We start from the raw sequence: 12,062 nt of genomic DNA, 5'->3' as shown, positions 1-12,062 counted from the left end.
CCGCCCTTACCTCTGGCTAACGAGGAGTGGCGGGATTCAACAGCTATTTTCTACTGGGTTTATCGGCAATATTCGTCGGCCTGGGGGTAGACCTCACCGGCCTCGCGCCAGGCCCGCTGGGCGGCCGCTTCGTCGCCGGCGGCGGCGTGCGCCTCGCCGAGCGTTCGCAGGGTCTTGGCGAGGAACGGGAGCCAGCCGCGCGTACGCCAGGTCCGTACGGATCGTTCCAGGAGCGCGATCGCCCTCACGTGGTCGCCCGCCGCCAGGTGCAGCTCGCCGAGCACGGCCAGGGACTCGGCGAGATGGTGCTGGAAGTTGCCCGCCTCGCTGTAGGCCAGCGCCAGTTCGGCGGTGGGCATGGCCTGGCCGTCGCCGAGCGCGGCGAGCAGCTTGGCGAGATAGATCAGCGAGAACGTCTCCAGGTAGCGGTCGTCGAGTTCGCGTGCCATCGCGATCGAGGTGTTCAGCAGGTCGCGGCCGGTGTCGACGTGGCCCGAGAGCGCATGGCCCGCGCCGAGGAACTGCAGGACCGTGGCCACGAAACGGGGATTGCCGAGGGTTCTCGCGAGCGGCAGCGCGCGTTCCAGGCAGGGGAGGGCGCGGTCCACGTTCTCCTCGCCGTACGCGATGGCCATCACGTGGAGAGCTCGCGCTTCGCCCGCTGGGTATGCGGCCGTTTCGGACAGGTGCAGTGCGCGTTCCGCGGACGTGAGGGCCTCCGACTGCGCGCCCTGCGCCACCAGGCCCCAGGTGATCGCGACCAGCGCGTCGGCCATCCCGCACCGGTCGCCGAGCTCGGTGAAGTGCCGCAGCAGTTCCTCCCCGGACTCGCGCATGGAGTCCATCGCCGCGCCGGAACAGCTGGGCGACGCCCACGTCGTCACCTCCATCAGCCCGCGCATCAGGACCGCCTCGCCGCGCTGGTTGCCGGTCTCCTGGCACAGCCGCAGCGCGGACTCGTGCGCGAAGCGCCAGTCGTCGTACATGCCACGGATGTCGAAGTACTTCTCCAGGGACGCCGCCAGGTCCCAGGCCAGCTCGTCGAGCCGCAGCTCGCACGCCTGGTGAACCGCGGCCAGCAGCGCGGCGCGTTCGGCGGTGAACCAGCGCACCGAGTCGCCGAGCAGCCGGCCCGCGACGGGCTGCGCGAACGTCCAGCGCGGCGCCTTCCCGTGCATCGCCGCGTAACAGGGGCCCGGCACGCGGTCCGCCGCCTGCTCGGCCAGCCACAACCACGCCCCGAGGGCGCGTTCGAGCGCGGCCGAGGTGTCCGCCGGGTCGTCCTCCTCCTCAGAACGTTCCCGCGCGTACAACCGGATGAGATCGTGCACGCGGTAGCGGAGCTGGCCCGTCCCGTCGATGCCGACGACGTTCACCAGATGCGCGTCGATCAGCAGCTCCAGGTGCCGCTGCGCCTCGGCCAGCGACACGTCCAGGAGCGCCATCACGGCCCAGGACGCGAAGTCGGGCGCCTCGAGCAGCCCGATCGACCGGAACGCGCGCCGCGTCGGCTCGGGCAGCAGCCGGTAGCTCATCGCGAACCCGGCCCGTACCTCCATGTCGCCGACCGCCAGCTCGTCCAGCCGCCGCCGCTCCTGCCGGAGCATGTCGGCGAGGAACGCCAGCGTCCAGTGCGGCCGCCCGAGCAGCCGCGCCGCCGCGATGCGCACCGCGAGGGGGATGTGCCCGCACAGCCGTACGATCTCCATCGCGCTGGTGGGCTCCGCCGCGACCCGCCGCTCGCCGATGACCCGGCTGAGCAGCGCGACGGCGTGCGCGGGAGGTAGCACGCCGAGGTTCAGGAGCGTCGCGCCCTCCAGCCCGGTGAGGAGCGTGCGGCTGGTGATCAGCACCGCCGCGTCCGGCGTGCCCGGCAGCAGCGGGCGCACCTGGTCCTCGGCGGCGGCGTTGTCGAGCAGAACGAGGATCCGGCGGCCCGCGAGCCGGCTGCGGAAGAGCGCGGTCCGTTCCTCCAGCGTCGCCGGTACGCCCGAGCCGCTCGTGCCGAGCGTGCGCAGGAACCGGTCGAGCACCTCGGCGGGGTCGGCCGGGGCCTCGGAGTCGCCGTGCAGGTCCGCGTAGAGCTGCCCGTCGGGGAAGCTGTTCTTCAGCAGGTGCGCGACGTGCACGGCGAGCGTGGACTTGCCGATCCCGCCCATGCCGGGGACCGCCGCGACCGCCGGTGCCTGCGTCCGCCTGGCGCCGTCCGGCCCGGCGAGGCCGTCACCGGCGAGGCTTTCGAGGAGGAACGCGATCTCGTCGACCCGGCCCGTGAAGTCGGGGATGTCGGGCGGGAGCTGCGCGGGCACCGGGACCTGAGGCGCGCGGGTCTCCGCGCCGCTCTCCAGATCGGCGGCGAGCGGCTGGTCGGCGGCCAGCACGCGCAGGTGCGACTCCTGGACCTGGCCGCTCGGCTCGACGCCGAGCTCGTTCTCGATCCGGTCGCGGAGCCGCCGGTAGGCCTGCAGCGCCTCGGCGGGCCGGTCGCTCGCCGCCAGCAGGTCGATCAGCGCGGCGTGCAGCGGTTCGTCGAACGGGAGCTCGTCGGCCAGCCCGGTCACCGCGACGATCGCGTCGCCGGGGGTGCCGGTGTGCAGGGCGCTGTCGGCCAGGTCCATGACGGCCGTACGGATGTCCTGCTCGGCCGCGCGCACCAGCTGGTCGCTCCGGTCGAGGTACGCCGTGCCCGCGAGGATCGGGCCCCGGCGCAGCTCCAGGGCCTCGGCGAGCGCGCGGCACCGCGCGTCCGGGTCGGCCAGCGCGTGCGCCTTCACGGCGAGGTCGCGGAACCGGCACAGGTCGACGTTGTCCCCGAGGCCGCGCAGCAGGTAGCCGTCGGCGTAGTCGATCGAGAGGCCGGCGGCGCCGGGAACCTCGTCGACCCCCAGCTCCACCAGCCATTTGCGCAGCCGGGAGACGCCCACGTGGACCGAGGCGCGGCTCGTCTTGCCCGCGCGGTCGACCCACACCAGCCGGGTGAGCCGTTCGGTGGTCAGCGGCTCGCCGCCGGCGAGCAGGAACGCGCCGAACAGCCCCTGGAGCACGGGCGATCTGGGCGGCGCGACCGGGATCCCGCCGGCGGTGATCGCCGGCCGTCCCAATATTTGGAAGCGAATACCTTCTGCGGACATTGGTCGCTATCACTCCTGCCGGGAACGGAATTCAGCGAGCTGCCTTTGTTCTGGGGATGTTTATCTGCAATTCATGGAATTGATGTGATCGGGCGCATGACGAGGCCGCCCGCGACGGCGAGGACCGCCGCGAACGCGAATAGACCGGAAAAGCCGCCGGCCGCGACGGCCGTTGCCGCGACGGCGGGACAGATCGCGACGGCGCAGCTTCCGGCCATGTTCATGACTCCAAGATCTTTTGCCCTGTCACGGGCGCGGGGGAGGAGCTGGGTGACCAGCGCCTGGTCGATCGCGAGGTAGATGCCGTACCCGGCGCCGAGCACGAGCGCGGCCGGCATCGCCGCAGCTCGGATGGGGAACATCGCCATGACCGTGAGCGCCGCCGCCATGAACAGCGACGAGGCGACCACGAACACCCGGCGGCGCCCGACGCGGTCGGAGATCCGTCCCGCCACCACGCTCGCGCCGATCGCGCCGGCCGTGTAGAGGACGCTGAGCAGGGCGACGTCCCGGGCGGGATCGGCCACTCGAACGCCGTCGCGGAGGAAATAGAAAAGGTAGAGCGTGGCGAGCGACGTCGAGAGCTGAGCGGCGAAACGCCCGCCCCATGCCCACGCCAGACCGGGGTTCTCCTTGGGGCTCACGTACAGCCCGGCGAGGAACTCCCTGAACGGTCGGCGACGCGCGCCGATCCCCGACGGGCCGACCCCCGGCCCGCGGACCCCTGATGTGCCGACCTCTGACGCGTCAATCCCCGATGGGCCAGGGCCTGACGGGACGTGCAGATCCCCTGTCAGGAGCGCGTACGGCAGGGCCATCACCAGGACGAGCACGGCGACCAGCGAGTAGCCGGGCGTGGTGTCCAGGCCCGAGACCAGCAGCGTTCCGGCGACGAGCCCGAGCGGCATGGTCAGCCCGGCCACGGCGGCCACGACGCCGCGCTGGTTCACCGGAACGCGGTCGGACATCGCCGCGCACAGTGCGGTGTGCATACCGTTCACGCTGGCGTGGACGAGGACCCAGCACACCGTGACGCCGGTCAGCGTCGTCTGCCAGGGCAGCGCGAACAGCGCGGCCGAGCAGAGCACTGAGCAGCCCGCCACCCAGGGCCTGCGCCGCCCGAACCGGGAGGTGGTGCGGTCGGACAGCGCGCCGACGACGGGCGCCGCGACCAGCGCGGCGACGGCCGCGACGCCGGTCACCAGGCCGAGGTCGCCGATCTTGTCGTGCGGGTCGATCCGCTCGACTTGACGGGGGAGGAGTATTTGCAGTGAGGACAGCAGCCCGATCCACATTCCCAGACTTCCCAGGAAATAGGCCAGCGTCCACCGATGCGATACGGGGTTTGCGGGTTCGGAATGGGCGGAGACGTCCTCAGGGAGAAGCGAGATGTCCAAGCCGTGCTGCCCCCGTGTGCTCGCGGCGTTATCGACGGGATCTGCGGCCGCCGATCAACAAGCTGTGACCACCTGTGCGCATTTGGGAATATAGCACAGTAAAACTAAGTCGCAACCGGGAAATTCAGGCCTGCGCATCTCGCGCACCGAGAGGCAGTTCTTCTTTGCCTTTTCTTTGCCTAATGCTTGACCTTTCAATGGCCGGAGTCGGTGTGGCCCGGTGGCCGGTGCCGCCGGTCAATGGCCGAGGCTGCCGCCGCCGTCCACGCTGATGACCTGGCCCGTTACGACCGCGGCCCGGGCGGACGCGAGCCAGAGCGCGGTCGCCGCGACCTCTTCGAGCCGCGCGGTCCGGCCGATCGGAACATCGGCCAGCAGTTTTTCCCGCTGGTCATCGTTAAGTGCGCCGGTCAGTTCGGTGTCCAGCAGGCCGGGCGCGATGACGTTCGCGGTGATCTCGCGGGACGCCAGTTCGTGCGCCAGCGACCGCGCGAGCCCGATGAGCCCCGCCTTGCTGGCCGCGTAGTTCGCCTGACCCGCCAGGCCCTTCACGCCCGACGCGGACGACACGAAGATCATCCGGCCGCGGCGCAGCCGCACCATGTCGGTGACCGTCGCCCGCGCCACCCGGTAGGCGCCGGTGAGGTTGGTGTCGATGACCCGGGTGAACTGGTCCTCCCGCATCCGCATCAGCAGCGCGTCGTCGGTGATCCCGGCGTTGGAGACCAGCACCTCCACCGGGCCGTGCGCGTCCTTCACCTCGGCGATCGCGGTGCGCACCTGCTCGCCGTCGGTGACGTCGCACTTGACGCCGAGCAGCCCGGCCGGGGCGCCGGACCCGCGGTGCGTCACCGCGACGCGGTCACCGGCGTCGGCGAACGTCCGGGCGATGGTGAGCCCGAGGCCGCGGTTGCCTCCGGTGACGAGGACGGAACGGTTCATCGGGCGATCTCCTCCGTGGGGGGAAGCGGCGGCCACCAGAAGCGGCCGGTGGTGGCGAAGGTGTACGGGCTGAGCCGGTGCCTGACCTGGCGGTCCGGCTCGTACAGCTGGTCCCAGGTGGGGTCGAGCCCGGCCTGGTAGAGGTCGGCGACGAGGCGGAGGAGCTCGTCGCCGTCGGCCCCGGGGGGCAGGAGGCGCGAGGAACGATGCGGCGCGGCGAGCGGCGCGGCCAGGGCCCCGGCGATCTCGACCAGATGGGTGGGCCCGCCGTCCAACCCCTTCTCGATCTCGGCGTCCGCACGCCCGCTCGCGTCCGGGGTCGCCGCGACGAGCCGCGCGGCGTCGGTGAGGTCGAGTTCCCCGGCGAGCACCGCGGCGGCGTACTGCCCGACGCCGTGCCCGGCCGTCCAGTCCGGAACGACGCCGAGGTCGGCGAGTGTCCGGCCGAGCGCGTGCGCGACCGCGAACACGACCGGCCCGGCCGTCTCCTCGGAGCCCGCGACGAACAGCGCGTCCCGGACCGACCAGCCCAGATGCGGCTGGAGCGCGTGGTCGGTCTCGGCGAGCGCGCGCCGGTAGAGGGGGGAACGTGAGTGCAGTTCCCGCGACATCCCCGGAGACCACGCGTCCGCGCCCGGGAACAGCCAGCCCACCGCGAGCCGCTCCGGCTGAGGCGCGTCCGCCGCGTCCGCCGCGTCCGCCGCGTTCACCGCGTCCGCCGCCTTCTCCAGCTCCGCCAGCGCCACGTCCCGGTCGCGAACGGCGAGCGCGAACCGCGCCGGACCCGACGCCTTCACCTGGTTGGACGACCAGGCCAGCTCGTCCAGCGGCACGTCAGAACGGGCCGCGACGTCGGCGGCCAGCAACGAGACGGCACGACGCAGGCCCGCGGCATCGGGTGCGGACACGGTCAGCACCCCGCCGCCATCCCCGACACCGCCCTCGCGCGCCGGAGCAGCTTCGGGTGCGGTGGCGAGGACGAGGTGGGCGTTGGTGCCGCCCCAGCCGAACGCGCTGACCGCGCCGTTCACCGTCCCGGCGTGCAGTGGCAGCGGCTCGACGGCGAGGCGCAGTCCGTTCTTCGCCAGCCTCAGGCGCGGGCTCTCGTCCGCCGCGTACCGGCTCGCGGGCAGGACGCGATGGTGGAGCGCGAGCGCGACCTTGATCAAGCCGGCGATGCCCGCCGCGCCCTCGGCGTGCCCGATGTTGCCCTTGATGGAGCCGAGCGCACACGGCTCGTCGCGGGGCACGCCGTGCACGCGGCCGAGCGCGCGGACCTCCAGCCGGTCGCCGAGCGGCGTGCCGGTGCCGTGCGCCTCCACGAACGCCACATCGGCGGCCGTCACCCCGGACCGTTCGTACGCCTCGCCCATGACCGCCTGGTGCGCGGCCGGGTTGGGCGCGGTGACGGTCGAGCTGCGCCCGCCGTGGTTGATCGAGCCGCCCTTGATGACCGCGTAGACGGGCAGCCCGGCCTCGAGCGCGTCGCCCAGCCGCCGCAGCACGAGCACCCCGACGCCCTCCGCCGACCCGAACCCGTCGGCGTGCGCGCTGAACGGCTTGCTCCGCCCATCGGGCGCGGACACCTTCGCCTGGGTGTTGTGAACGTTCGACGCGGGCGTGACGAACACGTTCACCCCGCCCGCGAGCGCCTGGTCGCACTGCCCCGAACGGAGCGCCGCGCACGCCTGCTCGACCGCGACCAGCGACGACGAGCAGGCCGTGTCGATGGCCATGCTGGGTCCGGTCAGGTCGAGGAAGTGCGAGATCCGGTTGGCGGCCATCGTGTGACCGCTGCCCGCGCCCGAGTGCGCGGTGACCGCGTCCACGTGGTTGACCATGAGGCTCGCCCAGTGCGACCACATGACGCCCATGTACACGCCGGTCCGTGATCCGGCCTGCGCGCGCGGGTCCAGCGTCGCGTCCTCCAGCGCCCGCCACGCCGTCTGCAGGAGCAGCCGCACCTGCGGGTCCGAGGCGGCCGCCTCCGCCTCGGAGAACTCGAAGAACTCATGGTCGAACGCGTCGGCGTCCTCGATGAACCCCGCGTGCCGGGTGTTGCTGCGCCCCGGCCCGCCCTCCGGGTCGTAGTACGCGTCCGCGTCCCACCGGGAGCGCGGGATCTCGGTCACGCTCTCCTCGCCGCGCATCAGCAGGTCCCACAGCGCGGCCGGGTCCGGCGCCGCCGGGAAGCGGCAGTCCATGCCGACGATCGCGATGTCCGTCATGCGTTCGTGCTCCTCGTCGTCAGAGCCTCACCACGTCGGGCGTGCCTCGGTCAGGCGGTGCCTTCGGTCAGGGCGCGCCCTCGGTCAGGGCGGTGACCTCGGTCAAGGCGTGCGGAGCAGGCAGGCCCCGGTCTGCCCGTCGGGGTCGGCCGCGGTCACCAGCGCGAGCCCGCCAGGCGATCCCTCGGTGACGGCGGCGGCGACCTGGAGGGCCGCGGCTGCGCCGAACGCGTCGCCGAACACCTCGGCGGGCCGTACGACGCGAGGGATCCCGGCGTGCGGCGCGGGCTCCTCGCCCGCTGGGACGAACAGTTCGATGTCGGCAGCGTTCACCCCCGCGCGGCGCAGCGCGCGGTCCACGGTCTGCGCCAGCACCGGTTCGGCGTCGGCGGGCTCGGCGAACGCGCCGGTGTCCAGCGCGAGGATCTCCGCCAGAACGGTCCGCCCGGCGGCGCGCGCCCGTTCGGCGGACTCCACGAGGAACACACCACAACCGGCGGCGGCCGGGCCCTTGATGCCCGCCGCCTCGGCGATCGCGGCGCGCCGTTCGCCGACGTCCTCGAACGCGCCGCAGACCACCGCGTCGGCGCGGCCGCGCGCGAGCAGCCGCCGCGCGTAGCCGAGCGCGGCGAGACCGGTGACCCGGCCCGCCGTCACGGTCACGTTCGGGCCGCGCAGGTCGAAGCGCATCGCGGCCAGCGCGGGGGCGTAGTTCATCACGCAGGCGGGCACCAGCGCGGGGTTGATCTTGTCGGGCCGCGCCCTGGTCAGCGAGTCGCGGGTCATCGTGATCGACTCGTCGATGCCGGCCCCGCCGCTGCCGAGGACGACCGAGCGCCGCGCCGGGTCCCAGTCGTCGAGACCGGCGCGTTCCAGCACGTCGGCGACGGCCGCGACGGCGATCGCGGACGGCCGGTTGACCAGCTGCGTGGACGACGCGGCCGCGTCCGCCGGCGTCGCCGCCTCGAAGCCAGCGACGGGCCCACCCGGCGCGTCCGGCGGGCCTGGCGGCCCCGCACGCAGCGCCTTGGTGAACGCGGCCTCGCCGACACCGGCGGGCGACATCAGCGACATCAGCGAGATGACGGTGCTCACGCTGCCTCCCCGAACTTCTCGAAGCTCCGCAGGACGACCGCGGCGTTGTTGCCGCCGACGCCCAGCGAGTTGACGACGGCGGTCCCGATCGAGGCGGGCCGCGCCTCGTTCGGCACGCAGTCGACGGGACAGACGGGGTCGGGCGTCGCGAAGTTGACCGTGGGCGGGATGAAGCCGTGGTTCATCCCGAGCATCGCGGCGATGCAGCCGTGCGCCCCGGCCGCGCCCTGGGTGTGCCCGATCATCGACTTGAGGCCGGTGACGGGCGGCGGCGCGGCGCCGAAGACCTCGCGCAGCGCCGCCGACTCCATCTCGTCGTTCAGCTTGGTGCCGCTGCCGTGCGCGAAGAAGACGTCCACCTCGGCCGGGTCGGCCGACGCGTCGCGCAGCGCGCCGCGCAGGCACTCGACCACCCGTTCGCGCTTCGGCCGGGTGGGATGGTCGGCGTCGCAGTTCAGCGAGTATCCGGCGATCTCCGCCAGGACGGTCGCGCCGCGTTCACGCGCGTGGGCCAGCGTCTCCAGGACCAGGATCCCGGCGCCCTCGCCGAACATGAAGCCGTCGCGGTCCAGGTCGAACGGCCGGCACTTCTCCTTCGCCAGCGCCCGCAGCCGGTAGAACCCGGCGAACCCCATCCGGTTCACCGAGTCGGCCCCACCGCACAGCGCGTAGTCCGCCTCGCCGAACCGCAGCGCGTCGAGCCCGTGCCCGATCGCGTAGTTCCCGGCCGCGCACACCGTGGGGATCGTCACCGGCTCGACGTTGGTCAGGCCGAGCTCGGCGGCCACCGCGATGGGCAGGCGTCCGGGATGAACGCGCCGCGCCTGCTCAGAGGGGAGCTGCCCGAGACCGCCCGCCACCTCGGCCGCGGCCAGCGCGTCCATGTCCAGGGACTCGCCGCAGGTGGTCCCGACCGCGATCACGCCGCGTTCGGCGCGCGCCGCGTCCAGGTCCAGGCCCGCGTCCGCCACCGCCATCCGCGCGGCCGCCGCGGCCTGCGCGCCGACCCGGCCATAACGGCCCGGCTCGACGTTGCGCAGGTGGTCGGCCGGGTCGAACGCGGGGGCCTCGTAGGCCTCCCGGTGCGCGAAGCCGCTCGCGTCCCACAGGGAGATGGGGGAGGAGCCGCACTTTCCGGCGCGGAGCCCGGCCAGGAAGTCCGCGCGCCCGATTCCGATGCTGGAGATGACGCCGAAGCCGGTGACGACGATCCGGTCGTCCGGCTCGGGCCGATCGCTGCTCGCCAAGGTTCGCTCCACGTTCGCCGGCGGGGGAGGGTTCTTTCCTGAAGCGGAAGAAGGTCGAAGGGGGTCGAAGGGGAAGGTCCTGTTCGGAAGCTGTCACGCGGCCCGGCGGGCGGACAACTGTTGAAATCCCTGGTTCAAGCGCGGCGGGGACCCGGCTTACCGTGCCGAAGGTGAACCGGATATTCGCGGAGCCGAAGATCGAGATGCGGCGGCGCCCGGACGGAACCGTCCTGCTCGCCTCCGCCGTTCCTCTGGAGCCGCACGAGGCCGACCTCGCGCGCCCGCTGTACCGCTGGGCGCGCGACAGGCCCGATGCGGTGCTGGCCGCCGAGCGCCGGAAGGGCGGCTGGGACGAGCTGACCTACGCGCAGGGCCTCGCGCACGCCGAGTCGATCGGCGAGGCGCTGCTGGACCTCGGGCTGGGTCCCGAACGGCCGCTGCTGGTGCTGTCGGGCAACTCGCTGCGGCACCTGCTGCTGATCCTCGCCGGGCACGTCGCCGGCATCCCCGTCGTCTCGCTCAGCACGGGTAACTCGCTGAACGGGACTTACGGGCGGCTGCGTTCGGCGGCCGAGGTGGCGCGGCCGGGCGCGGTGTACGCCGAGGACGGCGTGCGGTTCGGCCCGGCGCTGGAGGCGTTGCGCGACCTCGTTCCGACGCTGATCGTCGGCCCGGCGGCACTCGGCCCGGCGGGCCCCGGCCCGGACGACGCCGTCCCGCTGGCCGACCTGATGCGGAAGGCGCCCGGTCCCCGGCTCGCCGCCGCGCGGGAGGCGGTACGCCCCGACTCCATCGCCCGGATCTTCTTCACCAGCGGCTCGACCGGGCGGCCCAAGGCCGTTCCGAACACGCACCGCATGCTGCTGGCCGTCCAGCAGACGATGCGGCAGGCGTGGCCGTTCCTGTCCGGCACGCAGCTGACCCTGCTCGACTGGCTGCCATGGAGCCACACCTTCGGCGGCAACCACAACCTGAACATGGTCCTGGTGAACGGCGGGCGGCTGCTCATCGACGACGGCGGCCCGACCCCGGCGCTGTTCCAGCACAGCCTGCGCAACCTCTCCGAGACGGCGCCGAACGTGTACTTCAACGTGCCCGCCGGGTTCGCGCTGCTCGCCGACGCCCTCGAACGCGAGCCCCACTGCGCCCGCAAGTTCTTCTCGACCGTGCGGCTGCTGTTCAGCGCGGGCGCGCCGCTGCCGGAGCGGCTCCGGGTGCGGATGCTCGCGCTCGCCGACGAGCACGCCCGGCACGAGGTCCGCTTCACCACCTCGTGGGGGATGACCGAGACCTCGTCGGCCGTGACGTCGGCGCACCACGACACGACCGAGCCCGGCGCGATCGGCGTCCCGCTCCCGGGCATGAAGGTGAAGCTCGCCCCGGTCTCGGGCCGGCTGGAGCTCCGCGTCGCCGGACCCGGCGTCATGCCCGGCTACCTCGTCGCTCCGATGAACGAGGCCGCGTTCGACGAGGAGGGCTACTTCCGCACCGGCGATGCCGTGCGGCTCGCGGCCCCCGACGACCCCGGGCAGGGCCTGGTGTTCGAGGGCCGGCTCACCGAGGACTTCAAGCTGACCACCGGGACCTGGGTACGGGCGGGTGAGCTGCGCGCGGACCTGCTCGCGGCGACCGACGCGTTCACCGAGGTCGTCGTCGCGGGCTCCGGCCGTCCCGGCCCGGTCGCACTGGCCTGGCCCCGGCGCGGCGCGGACGTCTCGCCCGAACGTCTCGCGGCGTTCCTCGCCACGTTCAACGAGGGCCGCCGGGCGTCCCGCCGGATCGAACGGATCGCGCTGCTCACCGAGCCGCCCGACCACGCCGCCGGTGAGCTGACCGACAAGGGCTCGGTCAGCCAGCTCGGCGTCCTCGCGCACCGCGCCGACTTCGTGGACAGGCTCTACGGCGATCCGCCGCCGCCTGAAGCGATTCTCCCCACGGATCAGATGGCCCGGCATGCCAGGCATGCCCATCCAGGCAGCACGTGAGCGCGGCGGCTCAGGGACTACGCGTCACGGCCCGGTG

General features: G+C 73.1%; 7 protein-coding genes. 1 reads left to right on the top strand and 6 read right to left on the bottom strand.

Annotated elements, in window-relative coordinates:
• Window positions 1-59: 59 nt before the first annotated feature.
• The 6 genes from J4573_RS08970 to J4573_RS08945 form a co-directional block, all read right to left on the bottom strand.
• Window positions 60-3,131 carry an AfsR/SARP family transcriptional regulator gene (locus J4573_RS08970; protein WP_208254809.1) on the bottom strand — a complete coding sequence of 1,024 codons (3,072 nt, stop codon included), beginning with the start codon at window positions 3,129-3,131 and terminating at the stop codon, window positions 60-62.
• Between the two features lie 71 nt (window positions 3,132-3,202).
• Window positions 3,203-4,426 carry an MFS transporter gene (locus J4573_RS08965; RefSeq protein ID WP_208254808.1) on the bottom strand — a complete coding sequence of 408 codons (1,224 nt, stop codon included), beginning with the start codon at window positions 4,424-4,426 and terminating at the stop codon, window positions 3,203-3,205.
• Between the two features lie 339 nt (window positions 4,427-4,765).
• Window positions 4,766-5,470 carry a 3-oxoacyl-ACP reductase FabG gene (gene fabG, locus J4573_RS08960; protein WP_208254807.1) on the bottom strand — a complete coding sequence of 235 codons (705 nt, stop codon included), beginning with the start codon at window positions 5,468-5,470 and terminating at the stop codon, window positions 4,766-4,768.
• Entirely contained in the window at window positions 5,467-7,698 is a 2,232-nt protein-coding gene (locus J4573_RS08955) for a type I polyketide synthase (protein WP_208254806.1), read from the bottom strand. The genes fabG and J4573_RS08955 overlap by 4 nt, the downstream gene beginning before the upstream one ends.
• Before the next feature lie 102 nt (window positions 7,699-7,800).
• Window positions 7,801-8,793, bottom strand: a complete 993-nt coding sequence (locus J4573_RS08950; RefSeq protein ID WP_208254805.1) for a beta-ketoacyl synthase N-terminal-like domain-containing protein — start codon at window positions 8,791-8,793, stop codon at window positions 7,801-7,803.
• Window positions 8,790-10,040, bottom strand: coding sequence for a beta-ketoacyl-[acyl-carrier-protein] synthase family protein (locus J4573_RS08945; RefSeq protein WP_243772665.1), 1,251 nt, complete (start codon window positions 10,038-10,040; stop codon window positions 8,790-8,792). Before J4573_RS08945 ends, J4573_RS08950 begins: the two co-directional genes overlap by 4 nt.
• Before the next feature lie 170 nt (window positions 10,041-10,210).
• Between J4573_RS08945 and J4573_RS08940 the strand changes: the two genes are divergently transcribed.
• Window positions 10,211-12,025 carry an AMP-binding protein gene (locus tag J4573_RS08940; RefSeq protein ID WP_208254804.1) on the top strand — a complete coding sequence of 605 codons (1,815 nt, stop codon included), beginning with the start codon at window positions 10,211-10,213 and terminating at the stop codon, window positions 12,023-12,025.
• Window positions 12,026-12,062 lie beyond the last annotated feature (37 nt).

The organism is Actinomadura barringtoniae (assembly GCF_017573505.1).
GTDB classification, from domain to species: Bacteria; Actinomycetota; Actinomycetes; order Streptosporangiales; family Streptosporangiaceae; genus Spirillospora; species Spirillospora barringtoniae.
Note: the sequence above shows the minus strand (reverse complement) of the source record. Positions and strands in the feature narration are given on the sequence as shown.

What these genes read in the sequence shown, in the direction of transcription:
- J4573_RS08955 (WP_208254806.1), bottom strand. Translation starts at nt 7,698, where the DNA reads ATGACGGACATCGCGATCGTCGGCATGGACTGCCGCTTCCCGGCGGCG.
- fabG (WP_208254807.1), bottom strand. Translation starts at nt 5,470, where the DNA reads ATGAACCGTTCCGTCCTCGTCACCGGAGGCAACCGCGGCCTCGGGCTC.
- J4573_RS08965 (WP_208254808.1), bottom strand. Translation starts at nt 4,426, where the DNA reads ATGTGGATCGGGCTGCTGTCCTCACTGCAAATACTCCTCCCCCGTCAA.
- J4573_RS08970 (WP_208254809.1), bottom strand. Translation starts at nt 3,131, where the DNA reads ATGTCCGCAGAAGGTATTCGCTTCCAAATATTGGGACGGCCGGCGATC.